This is a genomic window from Intrasporangium mesophilum (genome assembly GCF_054783095.1).
This window is the reverse complement of sequence record NZ_BAAGRF010000057.1, coordinates 136554-154111: the sequence shown is the minus strand read 5'-3', so window position 1 is coordinate 154111 and position 17558 is coordinate 136554. Positions and strand designations below refer to the sequence as shown.

Genomic DNA, 17558 nt, shown 5'->3' with positions numbered 1-17558 from the left:
CCATGCGGGACCGGTGGAAGTCTATCCGCCGCTGAGCACGCCCCCGACCACGTCTCAGCGGGCGATGCGGGCGTGCAGGTGCATGTCGTGCCAGCCGTCGGGGTGCAGCAGAGCCTCACGCAGCGTGCCCTCGGCGTCGAACCCGGCCTTGGTCGCGACCCGGCACGACGGCTCGTTGTCGACCGAGTGGACCAGCTCGAGCCGGTGCAGGCCCTGTCCGAAGAGCCAGTCCGCCATGGCGGTGAGCGCCAGCCCGGCGATGCCCCGGCCCCGAGCTGCTGGCATGACCCAGTAGCCGACCTCGGCGACGCCGTCGGAGAGGTGCAGTGCCGGCAGCCCGACACGGCCGAGGATGACGTCGGAGTCGTCGACGACCGCCCACTCCGCTCCGGTCTCGTACTCCCAGCGCGTCCATGCACGGCCCGTGACCCAGTCCAGGGCTTCCTTGCGGTCGAGCGACCGGCGGTGCCAGCGCTGGATCGCCGGGTCGGCATACGCCTCGACCAGCGCTTCGGCGTCCTCCTCGCGGAACGGGCGCAGCGTCAGCGCCTCCCCCGCGGGGAGTCGCGGCTGAGGCTGCGAGCCGAGAGAGCCGCGCTCCGCGGCCGTGGGTAGGGCTGACATGCGGCCACCCTGGCATCCGACACCGACACCACCTCCCACGCCCCTTACGCCCGCGCGGGCGCGCGGGGCTGGTCTGGCGCGATCGGCCGGTTGTCCACAGACCCAACGTCGCGCCGGTCGAGTGTCACCGGCTTGACCTAGAATCGAACACATGTTCGACGGGATGGCATGGCGACGTCAGGGCGGAGCGGGCGATGAGCCCAGCTCGCCGGAGACGTCCTGGGACCCGTCAACTCATGTCCCGGCCGAGCTCGCAAACGCCCTCGGCGGGCTCGACCTCGACCGCGCCACCGACGAGGAGCTGATCTCGCAGCTCGACCTGCTCGAGCGGGCCAAGGCAGCGTGCGCGGCGGCGCAGGCCAGATTGACCGCGCGGTTCGTCGACACGCAGGCCGCGAAGGCGAGGCTGCTCCGGGCGGAGGCGCAGGCCTGCTCCGACGCCGGCGACTTCGACGGCTGGGTTGCGGCGCGCGACCACGCGCGCGCGCTCGAGCTGGTGCCCACCGAGCCGGGCCGTGGGTCCTCGTCCCTCGCTCAGTCGGGTCGAGAGGGGCACGGCGGGCGGTCCCGAGCGGCTCGGCAGACTCTGACCCGCACGGGCGTCGCTGCCCAGGTCGCGCTGGCCCGGCATGAGTCGCCGGCCCGCGGTGTTCGGCTCGCGAACCTCTCAGTGGCGCTGGTCCAAGATCTCCCGCACACCCTGGCCGCACTGACGGTCGGCGCGATCAACGAGCGGCGCGCCGAGCTCGTCGTGCGTGGCACGAGCCATCTGGCTCCCGAGGTGCGCACGCTGGTCGACTCCGAGGTCGTGGGAGCCCACCTTGACCTCACGGACCCCTTCGCGGGCGTCGGCTCGTGGGGCGACCGCGAGCTGGAGCGACGCGTCCGGGCCTCCGCCGACCGGCTCGATGCACAGGGAGCAGTCGAGCGGGCACGCACGGCCGAGAGCGAGAGGCGAGTCACGATCCGTCCGATCCCCGACACGATGGCGCTCGTGTCAGCAGTCCTGCCCGTCGCGCAGGCGGTCGCAGTGCATGCCGCCTTGTCGCGGGCCGCGCTGAGCGCGAAGGCATCCGGCGACGAGCGAGGCAAGGGCCAGCTCATGGCTGACACCCTGGTCGAACGAGTGACGGGCCAGGCTCAGGCACGCGACGTGCCCGTCGAGGTGCAGCTCGTCATCACCGATCGCGCCCTCATCGAGGGGGCAGATACGCCCGCGCACATCCCCGGCTACGGACCCGTCCCCGCTGGCTGGGCCCGCGACCTGCTGACCCGAGACCTCGCTCCGGTCGGGCCACCCGGGAGCCCTGCCTCACGTCAGGGCGTCACAGCCAGCCCCAGCGGCCCATCACGTCCCAGCGGCCCATCAAGCCCCAGCGGCCCATCACGTCCCAGCGACCCATCACGTCCCAGCGACCCATCACGTCCCAGCGACCCATCAAGTCCCAGCGGCCCATCACGTCCCAGCGGCCCATCAAGTCCCAGCGACGCATCCGATCCAGGTACGGCAGCCGGCGCAGGCGTCATGCCCATCGCGGGCGTCGCGTCCGGTCCGGTCGTCGCGTCCGGTCCGGCCGAAGCCGGTCCAGGCGCGTCGAGTCCGGGCGCTGCCAGTCCGGGCGCTGCCAGTCCGGGCGCTGCCAGTCCGGGCGCTGCCAGTCCGGGCGCTGCCAGTCCCAGCGCAGCCAGTCCGGGCGCTGCCAGTCCGGGCGCTGCCAGTCCGGGCGCAGCCAGTCCGGGCGCTGCCAGTCCGGGTGCGGCCAGTTCGAGTGCCGCAGCCGGATCGGAGGCTGCGTCCTCTGGAGCGCGGGCCGCGACGATCTGGCTCAGGCGTCTCTTCACGCATCCGGGCACCGGCTCGCTGGTGGCCATGGACAGTTCCCGGCGCCTCTTTCCGGCCGGCCTGCGGCGGTTCGTCGTCGCCCGAGACGGCCAGTGCCGGACTCCGTGGTGCGACGCCCCGGCGGCGCACATCGACCACATCCAGCCATATGCGCAGGGTGGGCCGACGACGGCGACCAACGGCCAGGGCCTGTGCGTCCGGTGCAACCTCGTGAAAGAAGAGCCCGGCTGGACGGCTGCGGTCATCGACCCCGGACCGAGCGGGGGCACGGACCGCCCGCACACGGTGCAGATCGTGACTCCCACCGGCCACACCTATCGAAGCCTGGCGCCCCCGGTGTTACCAGGGCTCGAGGGCCGACCGCGCTCCAGGAGGAGGAGACCCGGACCGGATGCAACAGTGTTCGACCTCGTGCGCAATCCGTACTTCACCATCGAGCTCGCGAGCTGAGCTGGCGACCCTGCAGGCTCAGAAGCTCTCGCCGGTGAGCAGCTCGTAGGCTTCGACGTACTTCGCGCGCGTCTGCTCGACGACCCGCTCGGGCAGCGCGGGAGGCGCCTCGCCGCTGGCCTTGGACCAGCCGGACTCGGGTGAGGTGAGCCAGTCGCGCACGAACTGTTTGTCGTAGGACGGCTGCGTTCGTCCGGGCTGCCAGGCCGCCGCCGGCCAGAAGCGCGACGAGTCCGGCGTCAGTACCTCGTCCGCGAGCATGAGGGTGGCGCCCCCCGGGACGCGCCCGAACTCGACCTTGGTGTCGGCGATGAGGATGCCGCGCTCGGCGGCGATCTCGTTGCCACGCGCCAGGATCGCGCAGGTCAGCTCGGCGACCTCGGCAGCCACGTCCAGACCGAGCTCGGCCTCGACCTCCGCCGGCCTCATCGGCAGGTCGTGCTGGCCCACGGGCGCCTTCGTCGTCGGGGTGAAGACCGGCTCTGGCAGCCGCGAGCCGTCCTCCAGCCCGTCCGGGAGGACGACGCCGCTGACCGACCCCTTCGCGCGGTACTCCTCGAGCCCGCCGCCGGTGAGGTAGGCCCGGGCGATCGCCTCGACCTTGAGCATCTCGAGCCGGCGCACGACCACCGCCTTGCCCCGCACCGCATCCGGCACGTCAGTCGACAGCACGTGGTTCGGCACGAGGTCCTTGAGCTGGTCGAACCACCACAGCGACAGCCGGGTGAGCACCTCGCCCTTGTCGGGGATCGGGGTGTCGAGCACCCAGTCGTAGGCCGAGATCCGGTCGGAGGCGACGAGAAGGAGCCGGTCGTCGGCCCGCCTGCCGTCCGCGTCGACCGGCGCGTAGAGCTCGCGGACCTTGCCGGAGTAGACGTGCTGGTAGCCGGGCAGGTCAAGTCTCTTCATGTCAGCCACCTACCGTGATCTCGTCGCGCTCTGCTCGAAGGGCGATGTCCGCGCGATGGTGCGAGCCGGGCAGGTCGATGACCGACACCGCTTCGTATGCCGCCTCGCGGGCCTGCGCGAGCGAGGGAGCGACCGCGACGACGTCGAGCACACGCCCGCCTGCGGAGACGAGCGCGCCGTGCTCGTCGCGCCCGGTGCCGGCGTGGAGCACGGCGACTCCCGGCACCTCCGTCGCGGCGTCGATCCCGGTGATCGGGTCGCCGGTGCGAGGCGCGGCGGGGTAGCCCTCGGACGCGATCACGACGACCACCGCGTGGTCGTCGGACCAGCGCAGCCGGCCGAAGTCGGCCAGGCCCCCGGTCGCGGCGGCGAGGAGCAGCTGCGCGAAGGGCGACTGGAGGCGCGCGATAGACGCCTGCCCGTCGGGGTCGCCGAACCGGGCGTTGAACTCGATCACGCGCGGCCCGCGGGAGGTCAGCGCCAGGCCGACGTAGAGCACGCCGACGAAGGGCGTGCCGCGCTTGTACATCTCCTCGATGGTCGGGCGGGCGACGCGCTCGACGATCTCGTCGGCCAGGCCGGCAGGCGCCCAGTCGAGCGGCGAGTAGGCCCCCATGCCGCCGGTGTTGGGACCAGCGTCGTCGTCGCCGACGCGCTTGAAGTCCTGCGCCGGCGGGAGCGCGAGCACGGTCGTGCCGTCGGACACGCAGAACACCGACACCTCGGGCCCGTCGAGGAACTCCTCGACGACGACCCGGCCACCCGGCTTGGCCAGACAGACGCGGGCATGCTCGAGAGCGGCATCGCGGGAGTCGGTCACGAGGACACCCTTGCCGGCGGCCAGCCCGTCGTCCTTGACGACATGCGGCGCGCCGAGTGCATCGAGGGCCGACTCGACCTCGTCGACCGAGGTGCAGACGTGTGCCAGCGCGGTGGGCACGTCGGCGGCCGCCATGACCTCCTTGGCGAACGACTTGCTGCCCTCGAGCCGAGCCGCCTCTGCGGACGGGCCGAAGACAGCGAAGCCGGCCTCCCGGCATATGTCGGCGACCCCTGCGACCAGAGGTGCTTCCGGCCCGACGACGACGAGGTCGACCTCGTGCTCGCGCGCGAGGGCCGCGACCGCGTCGCCGTCGAGGATGTCGACCGGCAGGCAGAGGGCCGTCGCGTCGATGCCCGGGTTGCCGGGCGCGGCGACGACCGCGTCGACCTCAGGATCGGCCGCGACGGCCTTGACGAGTGCATGTTCGCGGGCGCCGGAGCCGAGGACGAGGACCTTCACGGCGCCCAGCCTATTGGCACGGTGCGGGCCACGGTCGCTCCGTCTCGACGCCGGGCTACCCCGCGAGCCGCGCGAGCAGGCCTGCTCGCACCTGCGGCCACTCGTCCACGAGGATCGAGTGGACCGCGGTGTCGCGCCAGGTCCCGTCGGGGCGGCGGACGTCGCGGCGCATGACCCCCTCGAAGACCGCGCCGAGCTTGAGGATCGCCGCCCGCGACCGGCCGTTGATGACGTCGGTCTGGATCTTGACCCGCCCGAAGCCGCACGTCTCGAAGGCGTGCGCGAGGAGCAGGAACTTGGCCTCCGGGTTGACCTGGGTGCCCCACCACCGGGAGCCGTACATCGTCCAGCCAAGATGCACGTGCTCGCGCTCGGTGTCGACGTCGCCCAAAGAGCTCGACCCCACCACAGTGCCGGCGTTGCCGAGGGGCGAGTCGCCGACGAGGCGGATCGTGTATGCCGTCCGGCCGGCCTCGTGAGCCGCGATCGAGGCGGCGACGAGCGCCTCGGTGTCGGCGACGGTCAGGTGGGGCCGCATCATCGCGAAGCCCTGCTCGTAGCAGCGCGGGTCGGCGTAGACCTCGAACAGGCCGGTGGCGTCAGCGGGGGTCATCACGTCGAGGCGGACCCAACGGCCGATGAGCGGCGCGCCCGTCGGTGGGACGCAGGCCGTGGTTGACATGCCATGACAGTAGACTTGATGGTTCCCGCGCCACGCGGTGGGTCACCTGGATCCCACCCGTGGCGTCCCTCGAGCCCATGGATCTCAGTGAGCACTTCGAACGTATCGTCCCAGCGGAGCAGCGCGCCCGGTTCGCGCGACGCATCGCCGGTGTCGACCAAGAGCATCCCCGACGACCTCGCCCACGAGATCGCGGTCGAGCAGGCCCATGTCGACCGCGTCCACGAGGAGCTCGAGAAGGCCGGTCGGCGCGCTGACGTCGTGCAGGCCGAGGGCATGGCGCGCAGCCAGTTCGGCCGGCTCGTGGAGGTCGGCGACGCCGAGGGGGCGGGCTTGTTCGAGCGCGACGCGCTGATGTTCCACGCGGCCAAACGGCGCACGGCTCTCGACACCCAGTACGAAGGCCTGGTGTTCGGCCGGCTCGACATCGAGCACCAGGGCAGCAACGGCCAGACCCCCGAGCGCGAAGTGCGCTACATCGGCCGCCTCGGCGTGCGCGACGACGACTACGAGCCGCTCGTCATCGACTGGCGGGCACCGGCGGCGTCGCCGTTCTACCGCGCCACACCGGCCCAGCCGATGGGCGTATTGCGCCGTCGAGTGCTGCGCAGCCGGGGCACCACCGTGATCGGTGTCGAGGACGACCTCATGGTCCCCGAGGCTCCCGACGACCTCGTCGTGGTGGGCGACGGCGCTCTCATGGCGGCCCTCACCCGCACCCGCGGCGCCCGGATGCGCGACATCGTCGCCACGATCCAGGCGCACCAGGACGAGGCGATCCGCGCCAGCGCGCGCGGCATCACGGAGATCACCGGCGGCCCGGGCACGGGCAAGACGGTCGTGGCGCTGCACCGCGCGGCATACCTGCTCTACTCCGACCGGCGTCGCTTCGAGGCGGGCGGCATCCTCGTGGTCGGGCCCTCGGGGGCGTACACCGCATACATCGAGCGCGTGCTCCCGTCGCTCGGCGAGGAGAGCGTCGTCCTGCGCGCCCTCGGCGACGTCATCGACGTCGTGCACGCAGAGCGGCTCGACAGCCCTGAGGTGGCGCGAGTGAAGGGTTCGACGCGGATCCGCCCGATGCTCGGCGCCGCGGCCCGCGGTCGGGTGCCGGACGCGCCGACCGAGTTCCGCGCCATGGTCGCGGGGCGTCCGGTGCGGCTCGAGGCGCGGGACCTCGACCGGGTGCGCTCGCAGGTCCTGCGCCAGCACCAGCGCAACACCGCGACCGCCGCCGCGCAGGCGGCCCTCGGGGAGGCGGCCTGGGCCTCGCTCGGCGTGACGGGTGAGCGCGACGCCAAGGCGGAGTTCATGGACAAGTGGGAGGACCACCTCGACGTCGAGGCGTTCATGCAGGCCTGGTGGCCGCAGGTCGACCCCCGGGAGGTGCTCCTGTGGCTCGCCGACCCCGCGCTCGTGCGCCGGCACGCACGCGGCGCGCTGACCGAGGCCGAGGTACAGCAGCTCGCGGCCTCGTTCCGGCTGGCGCTCGAGACCGGCCGGTGGTCGGTCTCCGACGTCGCCCTCATCGACGACATCTCCGCGCGGGTCGGCGCCGTCCAGGACCAGCCCAAGGAGGAGCGCGGCTTCTACGAGATCGAGGAGCTCGACGACCTCAGCCAGTATGGCGTCACCGAGGTGCAGCCTGTCTCCGGTCCGGACCGTTCCGGTGCGTCCTCGGTCGTGTCGAGCGACCCGCGCGAACGCCTCCTGGCCGGCCGGATCGGCCGCTTCGAGGAGTACGCCCACGTCCTCGTCGACGAGGCCCAGGACCTTTCGCCCATGCAGTGGCGGATGATCGGACGGCGGGGTCGGCACGCGTCGTGGACGGTCGTCGGCGACGCCGCCCAGGCCTCCTGGCCGGATGCCGTCGAGGCGACGGCGGCGCGCGAGGAGGCGTTCGGCTCACAGGCGCGCCAGCAGTTCCACATGGACACCAACTACCGCAACGCGCGCGAGATCTTCGACTATGCCGCCGAGGTCGTTCGTCGGGAGGTGCCCGACGCCGACATCCCCCAGGCGGTCCGGGAGACCGGCGTCCAGCCGGCCGAGGCCCCGCTCGGGCCCGACCCGCTGGCGTCGGTGACGGCGGCCGTGACCGACCTGCTCGGCGAGGTCGAGGGCGCCATCGCGGTCGTGACCCCGTCGGCGTATGCCGTCCTGCTCGCTCCCGTGGCCGAGCTCGGTGACGGCCGGGTGGCCGTGGTCGACCCGATGTCGACCAAGGGTCTGGAGTACGACGCGACCGTCGTCGTCGACCCCGACGAGATCACCCGCGAGTCGCCCGGCGGGGTCCGCGTGCTCTACGTGGCACTCACCCGGGCCGCCCATCGGATGACGGTGCTTTCCTGATTTTGCCCGGCGGGGGCGCCGAAACGTGCGCTGTCGGGCGCGCGCTCGGCGCTTTGTCGCGCCCACGGCCGACCCGGTAGGAGGATGCGCGGAACCGGCCGTTCCAGCTTGGTAAAGAGTTGTTCAAGGAATGAGGCAATAGTCGACGGAATCCCGAACTGGAGGGATGATTGACGTACGTCGAAGGAGCGCGAACCTACCCTCCCCGCCGGTCTCCTCCCCCCTGAGACCCTTCGGCGTTCGGCGCAGTCCCGCCCCCCAATGTGGACTCGCACCGGGCGAGGGACGAGATGCCTCCCCCCTGCATCTCGCCCCTCGCCCGATTTATGTCCGTCCCCTCCGCACGGCACTGCCCACGTGGCCACTCGAAGGGGGGTCTCACCGGGATCCCCACGGACGCTGGTCGTTTCGATATGACCGGCCGAAAGGCTGCGGCGCGAGCTTGCTTTCCTGGGAGTTTGTTGTGAGCCTCCTCGGTCGCTGACCAATTCTTCTTCAAGCGGCGGCAAACTCCTGTGACACCAGTGGCGCGAGAGACGCGCAGGCATGAAGGTGACCTCACGGTCGACCGACCGCGCTCGGGCCGCTCCGACAACCAGGAGATCCGTTGAAGAAGACCTTCCTCACCGCCGCCGTCGCGTCTGCGGCGGCGCTCGCCGCCACGCTGGGGACCGTGGCGACAACCACCGCCCAGGCCGCAGCCGGACCCGTCGGCAACGGTGCCGCTCGGGCCGCCGCGGCCGCGCGAGCCCATGGGCCGGCATTCGGCCTCGACGCCGACCAGGCGCTCACTGCCAAGAGTGTCGCCACCGACCGCGACGGCGCCACGCATGTCCGGTTCGACCGCACCTTCAAGGGGCTGCCGGTGGTCGGTGGCGATCTCGTGGTCCACCTGTCCGGCAACGGCGCGTGGAAGGGCGTCAACGCAGCAGCGACCGGCGTCCGCGTGGCCTCCACCCGGGCCACGGTCACGCCATCGGCTGCGGCCGCCACGGCGGCCCACAGCGTCGACTTCACCGTCCAGACCTCGACCCCGTCACTCGCCGTCTATGCCTACGGACCGGCTCGGCTGGTCTGGAAGACGCAGGTGAACGGTGTCGGCGCCCACCACGAGCCTGCAGGCGAGGTCGTCTTCGTCGATGCCAGGACCGGCGCGGTCGTCGACCACTGGGCCACCGAGATCAACGACGCCGGGACCGGCAACAGCCTCTACCTCGGCACCGTGACCGTGCAGACGACGGCCTCCGGCGGCCAGTGGCAGATGATCGACGGCACGCGCGGCGGTGCCCGCACCGAGGACGGCAACAACGGGTCGACGACGTCGACGACCGGCACCCTCTTCACGGACGCCGACAACGTCTGGGGGACCGGCTCTAACAGCAACCGCCAGACGGCGGCGGTCGACGCCGACTTCGGCGTCGCCGCGACCTGGGACTTCTACAAGAACACCTTCGGTCGCAACGGGATCAAGAACGACGGCAAGGGAGCCCGCAGCCTCGTCCACGTGGGCACCAACTGGGTCAACGCGTCGTGGAGCGACACGTGCTTCTGCATGCGATACGGCGACGGTGACGGCGTCAGCTACGGTCCGCTGGTCTCACTCGATGTCGCAGGTCACGAGATGACGCACGGCGTGACCTCGGCGACGGCCGGCCTCGTCTACAACAAGGAGTCCGGCGGGCTCAACGAGTCGACGTCGGACGTGATGGGCACGATGGTCGAGTGGACCGCCAACACGACCGGCGACCCCGGCGACTATCTCATCGGCGAGCGCTTCGCGCTCAACGGCGCGGGGCCACTGCGCTGGATGGACAAGCCGAGCAAGGACGGCGCTTCCGCTGACTGCTGGAGCCGGCGCGTCGGCTCGCTCGACGTGCACTACTCGTCAGGTGTCGGCAACCACGCCTTCTACCTGCTCTCGGAGGGCAGCGGCGCCAAGACCATCAACGGCGTGTCGTACAACAGCCCGACGTGCAACGGCTCGACCGTCGTCGGCATCGGGCACGATGCCGCAGCGGCGATCTGGTACCGCGCTCTGACGACGTACTGGACGTCGTCGACGAACTACTCGGGCGCCCGCGCGGGCATGCTCTCCGCGGCCGCCGACCTCTACGGCACGGGCAGCACGCAGTATGCCGCCACGGCCGCCGCCTGGTCCGCCGTCAGCGTCAAGTGACCCCGGCGTCGCAGGCATGAGGCACCGGTCGAGTGGTCACGCCCATCGACATGACCACTCGACCGGACTCGGGCAACGAGCGGCGCCGTCGGCACACGTCGACCAGGCACCCATCAGGGTCAGGGCGCGGACAGGCCGACGAGCTGCTCGACCTTCGCCTTGCCCACGGCCAGCAGGAGCGTGGGCAGGCGCGGGCCTGTGTCCTTGCCGACGAGCAGCTGGTACACGAGCGCGAAGAACGCGCGCTGCGCCGCTGAGAGCTCCGGGTCCTTGACCTTCGCCTCTGGGTCGAGGCCGCGCTGGATCTTCGGCACGGCATACACGAGGTGGGTCAGCCCGTCGAGGGACCAGTGGTCGTCGAGGCCGTCGACGAGCAGGCGCAGCGACTCCCGCTGCTGGTCGTCGAGGCCCTCCAACAGGGCCGCGTCCGGCTCGGACCGCACGACCGTGCGGTCCTGCTCAGGGACGTAGCCGAGCATCCAGCGCTCCGCACAGTCGAGGCGGGGGCGCAGGTCCTCGGTCGACTCCACGGGGTTGTCGGGGTCGAGGTCGGACAGGATGCGCACAGCCTGGACCTCGTCGCCCTGGGTGACGTCGATGACGGAAGCGATCGTGCGGAACGGCATCGGGCGGGGAGTCGTGGGCAGGACCCCGGACGCCGTCGACGAAGCCCGCAGGTGCGCGGCGAGGTCACCCGCTTGGGCTGAGCCGTCGGCGACCTTACGGTTCAAGGCATCCCACTCGTCGTAGAGCCGCTGCAGCTCGGGCCCGAAGGCGACGTCGAAGCTCTGGTTCGGCCGGCGACGCGCGTAGAGCCAGCGCAGCACCGGCGGCTCCATGACCTCGAGCGCGTCAGTCGGGATGGGCACACCACCCTTGCTCGAGCTCATCTTCGCCATGCCGGCGATGCCGACGAACGCGTACATCGGCCCGATCGGGCGCTCCCAGCCGAAGATCGGGGCCAGGTCCTTGCCGACGACGAAGCTCGACCCCGGGCTCTGGTGGTCGACGCCCGACGGCTCGAACATGACGTGCTCGTACGCCCAGCGCATCGGCCAGTCGACCTTCCACACGAGCTTGCCGCTCGTGAACGTGTCGAGGTCGACCGTCTCGACGTGGCCGCACCTGGTGCACTCGTACGTCAGTTCGTGGGTGTCGTCGTCGTAGGCCGTGACCGTCGTGAAGTCGGTGCCGCAGACCGTGCAGAACGGCTTGTAGGGGTAGTAGCCGGCCTTGCCCTTGCTGCCGTCGTCCTCGGTCGCGGCGCCGGAGCCGCGCTCGGCCTCGGTGGCCGCCGCCTCCTGCTCCTCGGTGAGCTTCGGCCCCTTGCCGTGCTGCTTCCCCCTGCCGCTCTCCTTCTGGCGGGCCGCCTCGGCCGCCTCGAGGGTGCGGTACTGGTCCAGCACCTTGTCGATCGCCGTGCGCTCGCGCATCGCGAGCAGCACCTGGTCGCGGTAGGCGCCCGCGCGGTACTGCTCCGTCTGGCTGATCTGGCGCACCTCGATGCCCGTCGCTGCCATCGCCTCGATGAGCGGCGCCTTGAAGTGCTCGGCCCAGTTGGCGTGCGGTGACCCCGCGGGCGGCGGGACGGCCGTCAGCGGCATACCGATGTACTGCTCCCACGTCTCGTCGACGCCGTCGAGGGTCTTCGGGACACGGCGGAACCGGTCGTAGTCGTCCCACGACAGGATGTGCTCGCAGTCGACGCCGCGGCGCTTGATCTCGTCGGCGACGAGGTGCGGCGTGATCAGCTCGCGGAAGTTGCCGAGGTGGATGGGGCCGGACGGGCTGATGCCCGAGGCGCAGACGATCTTCTCGCCCGGGTTGCGGTGCTCGGCCTCGGCGATGACCTCGTCGGCGAGGCGCGACACCCAGTCGACGGGGGCGACTGTGTCAGTCATGGATTTCCTTTGTCGTCAGGGGTGCTCAGCGCGCGACCGCGGGCTTCAGCGGGTAGCGCTCGATGATCTCGTCGCGTCCGGGGCCGACGCCGATCGCCGACACACGGGCCCCGATCAGCTCCTCGACCCGCAGCACGTAGGCCTGGGCGTTGGCGGGCAGCTCGTCGAAGGACCGGCAGTGGGTGATGTCCTCCCACCAGCCGGGGAGCTCCTCGTAGATCGGGGTCGCGTGGTGGAAGTCGGTCTGGTTGACGGGCATCTCGTCGTGACGCACGCCGCCCACGTCGTAGGCCACGCAGATCGGCACCTTGTCGAGGCCGGTGAGGACGTCGAGCTTGGTGATGACGAAGTCGGTGACGCCGTTGATGCGGTGGGCGTAGCGACCGATGACGACATCGAGCCAGCCGCAGCGACGCGGGCGCCCGGTCGTGACGCCGTACTCAGCGCCGGTCTTGCGCAGGAACTCGCCCATGTCGTCGTGCAGCTCCGTCGGGAACGGACCCTCCCCGACCCGGGTGGTGTACGCCTTGAGGATGGCGATGACCGAGTCGATGCGGGTCGGTGGGACGCCGGAGCCCGTGCACGCCCCGCCCGAGGTGGCGTTGCTCGACGTGACATACGGGTACGTCCCATGGTCGACGTCGAGCAGGGTCGCCTGACCGGCCTCGAAGAGCACCGTGTCGCCACGGTCCAGCGCCTGGCTCAGCTCGAGCGCCGTGTCGGCGACCATGGGAGCCAGCCGGGCGGCATACGACAGGAGGTCCGCCACGACGTCGTCGACGACGGCCGCGCGCGTGTTGTAGATCTTGGCGAGCACCTGGTTCTTGAAGGCGAGAGCCGCCTCCACCTTCTGGCGCAGGATGCCCTCGTCGTAGAGGTCCTGGACCCGGATGCCGACCCGGCTCATCTTGTCGGCGTACGTGGGACCGATGCCACGGCCGGTGGTGCCGATGCGGCGGCTGCCGAGGAAGCGCTCCGTCACCTTGTCGAGGGTGCGGTTGTAGCTCGGGATCACGTGGGCGTTGGCGCTGACGACGAGCTTGCTCGTGTCGACCCCGCGCGCCTGGAGCGCGTCCAGCTCCTCGAACAGCACGGCGAGGTCGATGACGACGCCGTTGCCGATGACGGGCGTGCAGTTCGGGCTGAGGATGCCCGACGGGAGCAGGTGCAGGGCGTACTTCTCCCGCTTGCCGTCCTGCTCGATGACGACGGTGTGGCCGGCGTTGTTACCGCCGTTGAACTTGACGACGTAGTCGACGCTGCTGCCGAGCAGGTCGGTCGCCTTGCCCTTTCCTTCGTCGCCCCACTGCGCCCCGACGAGCACGATTGCCGGCATCAGGCTCCCTTTCCGTGTGCTGATGAGCCACCGGCAAGGTTATCGGTTCGGCGAGCGCGCCCCGCGCGCCATCCGTACATGCTCAGGCTGGGCGTCTGGCTGTCAGAAACCCAGCTCGCGCGCCCCCTCGGCCGACGAGTCGCGAAGGAACTGGGCGCACCGAGCCTCCTCGTCGGACTCACCGATCGCCCGGGCCGCCCGCGACAGTGCAGCCAGCGCCCGCAGGAAGCCGCGGTTCGGCTCGTGCGACCACGGCACCGGGCCCTGGCCGCGCCAGCCGGACTTGCGCAGCTGGTCCAGCGCGCGGTGGTAGCCGGTGCGGGCGTAGGCATACGCCTCGACGTCCCGGCCGCCGTCGGCGAGCGCCGCCTCCGCGAGAGTCGCCCACGCCAGCGACGACGTCGGCACGGCTGCCGCGACCCTGACCGGGTCCTCCCCTGCCGCGAGGCGCGCAGCGGCAGGGTCGGGCGCGAGGCGCGTCTCGGGGATCCCGAGCAGGTTGTCGCTCACGCGTGGGTGCCGGCCGAGCGAAGCGCCGTGCAGGCCTCGACGATGCGCGCGGACATGCCGGCCTCGGCGGCCTTGCCCCAGGCGCGCGGGTCGTACTGCTTCTTGTTGCCGACCTCACCGTCGACCTTGAGCACGCCGGCGTAGTTGGAAAGCATCCAGTCGGCGACCGGGCGGGTGTAGGCGTACTGCGTGTCCGTGTCGACGTTCATCTTGACGACGCCGTAGTCGACCGCGGCCGAGATCTCCTCGGGCAGGGAGCCCGAGCCGCCGTGGAAGACGAGGTCGAACGGACGGGCGTCGTCGGAGAGGCCGAGCTCCTTGGCCGCCGCGCGCTGCGCGTCGAGGAGGACCTCGGGGCGGAGCTTGACGTTGCCCGGCTTGTAGACGCCGTGCACGTTGCCGAACGTCAGCGCGGTGAGGTAGCGGCCGTTCTCGCCGGCGCCGAGCGCCTTGATGGTGGCGATGGCGTCCTCGGGCGTGGAGTAGAGCTTGTCGTTGATCTCGTGGGCGACGCCGTCCTCCTCGCCGCCGACGACGCCGACCTCGATCTCGAGGACGACATCGGCGGCCTTGGCGAGGGCCAGCAGCTCACGCGCGATGTCGAGGTTCTCGTCGAGCGGCACGGCCGAGCCGTCCCACATGTGCGACTGGAACCACGGCGTGCCGCCGGCCTTGACCCGCTCGGCCGAGGCGGCGAGCAGCGGGCGGACGAAGCCGTCGAGCTTGTCCTTGGGGCAGTGGTCGGTGTGCAGCGCGATGTTGACGGGGTAGTTCTTGGCGACCTCGTGCGCGAACGCGGAGAACGCGAGCGACCCGGCGACCATGCTCTTGACGCTCGGGCCTGAGAGGTACTCGGCGCCGCCCGTCGACACCTGGATGATGCCGTCGGACCCCGCGTCGGCGAAGCCCTTGAGGGCCGCGTTGAGCGTCTGGGAGCTCGAGACGTTGATGGCGGGGTACGCGAAGGAGCCGGCCTTCGCGCGGTCGAGCATGTCGGCATACACCTCGGGGGTGGCGATGGGCATTGACTTACTCCTGCTTGGGTTGACGAACGGCGTGCGGGACCTGCCGTGGAACGGTTCAGGGTCCGCCGTGAATCCTGCCACGTATGCCGGTGGGCGGGCAGGGGTGCCCACGGTGCGGTGAGCGGGCGCTCACCTCGGGTCGAAGACGTACGGGACCGTGGTCGCGACCCGGTGCAGCCCGAGCCGGCGCAGGATCGGCTCGGAGTCGGGCGAGGCGTCCACGCGGACGTACTCCTTGCCCCGCTCCAGGCCGAGCCGGGCGCGGTGCAGCAGGGTGGCGCGGTAGAGGCCCTTGCCGCGCCACTCCGGCAGCGTCGAGCCGCCCCACAGGCCGACGAAACCGCTCGAGTCGTACTCGCCCCTCGCCGCACAGAGCACCGGGCCCTGCCGCGACTCCTCGACCACGACGACGTCCATCGTGCCGGGGCGGGCGACCCAGTCGGGATAGAGCGACTCGGTGACCCACGAGTGGTCGTCGTCCCACACCGTCTCCGACATCTCCCGCATCCGCACGAAGTCCTCGAACGAGTCCGCCGCCCGGACGACGACCCCCGGCGGGAGCGTGATCTCCTGGGCCGCGAGCGGAGCCGCCTCACCGAGGATCAGCGCCTCGTCGTCCTCCTTGACGAAACCGGCAGCGAGCAGCCGCGCGCCCAGGTCGGCGGGCTCGTCGTAGTCGTACGTCTTCCACTCGACCCGCTGGCCGCGGGCCGCGAAGAAGTCCCGCTGCCGGGCGATGACCGCGTCGTATGCCGCAGGGTCGGGTCCCAGCCCGTCCGGGCTCTCGATCATGGCGTAGTGCCCCGCCGGGTCGAGGTCGTACTGCCGCCGGACCGGGCCGTCGAGCTCGATCGGTCGTGCGGCGGTGCCGACGAGGACCGGAGCGCGGGTCTGGTCATGGAAGACACGCAGCAGCTCGGCCGGGCCCAGGGTCGTGGCGGACGAGGAATCGCTCTGGAACGAACTGGGGTTCACAGGGTCCAGCCAAGCATGGTCGAATCCGTCACGTCATGCCTCTTTCCACGTACCGACCGCCAGCTCGCCCGGGAGCGCCCGCATGAGCCCACTGAGCCAGCGGGCCGCCGCGGCACTCGCCGACGCCCGCCCGCTGCCCTTCTGGACCGACCGGCCCGAGCGGCCGGAGCCACGGCCGGCGCTCACCGGCGCCCCGCCGCGCACCGACCTGCTCGTCGTCGGCGGCGGCTTCACTGGGCTGTGGGCTGCGATCCAGGCCAAGGAGGCCGACCCCTCGCGTGACGTCGTCGTGGTCGAGGCCGACCGGCTCGGTGACGGTGCCTCGGGCCGCAACGGCGGCTTCGTGTCGCCGTCACTCACGCACGGCCTCGCGCAGGGTGTGGCGTGCTGGCCCGACGAGATCGAGACGCTCGAAAGGCTCGGCGCCGAGAACTTCGCGGGCATCGAGCGGGCGATCACGGCATACGGCATCGACGCCGACTACCACCGGCCCGGGGAGCTGACGCTCGCCCTGTCCGAGCACCAGGTCGAGGCCGTGAAGGAGGCCGTCGAGCTCCACCAGGCCCACGGCATCCCCGTCGAGCAGCTCGATGCTGCCCAGTCACGGGCGCGCGTGGACTCGCCGCGCTACCTGGCCGGCATGTTCGACCCGGAGGTAGCGCTCGTCGACCCTGCGCGCCTCGTCTGGGGGCTGGCCAGGGTGGCGGAGGCGCTCGGAGTGCGCCTCCACGAGCACACGCGTGCAACGGCATTCGAGACCGAAGGTCACGGCGTGCGGGTCCGGCTCGAGTCGGGCAGCATCCATGCGCGCCGGGTCGTCATCGGCACCAACGCGTCGCAGGGGGTGCTCAAGAGGCTCAGCGCGTGGGTGCTGCCGGTCTACGACCACGTGCTCATGACCGAGCCACTGGGCCCTGACCAGCTGTCCGCGATCGGCTGGCGCGGACGCGAGGGACTGACCGACGCAGGCAACCAGTTCCATTACTACAGAAGGACGCTCGACGACCGGGTCCTCTTCGGCGGTTACGACGCGAACTACCACTTCCCCGGCCGCATCGACCCCGCGCTGGAGCAGTCGGACGCCTCGCACGGCCTGCTCGCCGACCACTTCCTCGACATCTTCCCGCAGCTCGAGGGCATCCGGTTCACGCATCGCTGGGCGGGCGTCATCGACACCACGTCGCGGTTCACCCCGGTATTCGGGACGGCGCTCGGTGGGCGGATGGCGTATGCCGTCGGCTACACCGGGCTCGGCGTCGCGTCGACCCGGTTCGGGGCGGCGGTCGCGCTCGACCTCGTCGACGGACGGGACACGGAGCGGACCCGGCTGGGCATGGTTCGGCGTAAGCCGGTCCCGTTCCCGCCGGAGCCGATCCGGTATGCCGCTGTGCAGGCCACCAGAGCCGCGCTTGCCGCCGAGGACCGCACCGGCCGGCGTGGCCTGTGGCTCCGGGTCCTCGACCGGATGGGCATCGGCTTCGACTCCTGACCTC

13 protein-coding genes are annotated in these 17558 nt (G+C 71.3%); 4 read left to right on the top strand and 9 right to left on the bottom strand.

Features of this window, described 5'->3' with window-relative positions:
- Nucleotides 1–54: 54 nt before the first annotated feature.
- Nucleotides 55–624 carry a GNAT family N-acetyltransferase gene (locus tag ACYVLP_RS24815; RefSeq protein ID WP_460629957.1) on the bottom strand — a complete coding sequence of 190 codons (570 nt, stop codon included), beginning with the start codon at nucleotides 622–624 and terminating at the stop codon, nucleotides 55–57.
- 151 nt (nucleotides 625–775) lie between these two features.
- On the opposite strand from ACYVLP_RS24815, the gene ACYVLP_RS24810 reads away from it, so the two are divergent.
- Nucleotides 776–2917, top strand: a complete 2142-nt coding sequence (locus ACYVLP_RS24810; RefSeq protein WP_460629956.1) for an HNH endonuclease — start codon at nucleotides 776–778, stop codon at nucleotides 2915–2917.
- An 18-nt stretch (nucleotides 2918–2935) separates the two neighbouring features.
- Here the strand turns inward: ACYVLP_RS24810 and ACYVLP_RS24805 are convergent, their stop codons facing one another.
- Genes ACYVLP_RS24805 through ACYVLP_RS24795 form a run of 3 tightly spaced genes read right to left on the bottom strand, consistent with a single transcriptional unit; the run spans nucleotide 2936 to nucleotide 5790 of the window.
- A complete protein-coding gene (locus tag ACYVLP_RS24805; RefSeq protein WP_460629955.1) occupies nucleotides 2936–3826 on the bottom strand; it encodes a phosphoribosylaminoimidazolesuccinocarboxamide synthase in 891 nt (296 codons plus the stop codon).
- A gap of 1 nt (nucleotide 3827) precedes the next feature.
- A complete protein-coding gene (gene purD / locus ACYVLP_RS24800) occupies nucleotides 3828–5108 on the bottom strand; it encodes a phosphoribosylamine--glycine ligase (protein WP_460629954.1) in 1281 nt (426 codons plus the stop codon).
- A gap of 55 nt (nucleotides 5109–5163) precedes the next feature.
- Nucleotides 5164–5790 carry a GNAT family N-acetyltransferase gene (locus ACYVLP_RS24795; protein ID WP_460629953.1) on the bottom strand — a complete coding sequence of 209 codons (627 nt, stop codon included), beginning with the start codon at nucleotides 5788–5790 and terminating at the stop codon, nucleotides 5164–5166.
- 150 nt (nucleotides 5791–5940) lie between these two features.
- Between ACYVLP_RS24795 and ACYVLP_RS24790 the strand changes: the two genes are divergently transcribed.
- Nucleotides 5941–8142, top strand: coding sequence for a HelD family protein (locus ACYVLP_RS24790; RefSeq protein WP_460629952.1), 2202 nt, complete (start codon nucleotides 5941–5943; stop codon nucleotides 8140–8142).
- Between the two features lie 607 nt (nucleotides 8143–8749).
- A complete protein-coding gene (locus tag ACYVLP_RS24785; RefSeq protein WP_460629951.1) occupies nucleotides 8750–10318 on the top strand; it encodes a M4 family metallopeptidase in 1569 nt (522 codons plus the stop codon).
- A 119-nt stretch (nucleotides 10319–10437) separates the two neighbouring features.
- On the opposite strand, the gene lysS is transcribed toward ACYVLP_RS24785, so the two are convergent.
- From lysS to ACYVLP_RS24760, 5 genes are all read right to left on the bottom strand, one after another.
- Nucleotides 10438–12219, bottom strand: coding sequence for a lysine--tRNA ligase (gene lysS / locus ACYVLP_RS24780; RefSeq protein WP_460629950.1), 1782 nt, complete (start codon nucleotides 12217–12219; stop codon nucleotides 10438–10440).
- Nucleotides 12220–12244: 25 nt separating this feature from the next.
- Nucleotides 12245–13555 carry an adenylosuccinate synthase gene (locus tag ACYVLP_RS24775; RefSeq protein WP_460629949.1) on the bottom strand — a complete coding sequence of 437 codons (1311 nt, stop codon included), beginning with the start codon at nucleotides 13553–13555 and terminating at the stop codon, nucleotides 12245–12247.
- 102 nt (nucleotides 13556–13657) lie between these two features.
- A complete protein-coding gene (locus ACYVLP_RS24770; RefSeq protein ID WP_460629948.1) occupies nucleotides 13658–14065 on the bottom strand; it encodes a DUF3151 domain-containing protein in 408 nt (135 codons plus the stop codon).
- A complete protein-coding gene (gene fbaA, locus ACYVLP_RS24765) occupies nucleotides 14062–15090 on the bottom strand; it encodes a class II fructose-bisphosphate aldolase (protein ID WP_460629947.1) in 1029 nt (342 codons plus the stop codon). Before fbaA ends, ACYVLP_RS24770 begins: the two co-directional genes overlap by 4 nt.
- Before the next feature lie 129 nt (nucleotides 15091–15219).
- On the bottom strand, nucleotides 15220–16065 hold the full coding sequence (locus ACYVLP_RS24760) for a GNAT family N-acetyltransferase (RefSeq protein ID WP_460629946.1): 846 nt from the start codon (nucleotides 16063–16065) through the stop codon (nucleotides 15220–15222).
- A gap of 82 nt (nucleotides 16066–16147) precedes the next feature.
- Between ACYVLP_RS24760 and ACYVLP_RS24755 the strand changes: the two genes are divergently transcribed.
- Nucleotides 16148–17554 carry an NAD(P)/FAD-dependent oxidoreductase gene (locus ACYVLP_RS24755; RefSeq protein ID WP_460629945.1) on the top strand — a complete coding sequence of 469 codons (1407 nt, stop codon included), beginning with the start codon at nucleotides 16148–16150 and terminating at the stop codon, nucleotides 17552–17554.
- The last annotated feature ends 4 nt before the right edge of the window (nucleotides 17555–17558 follow it).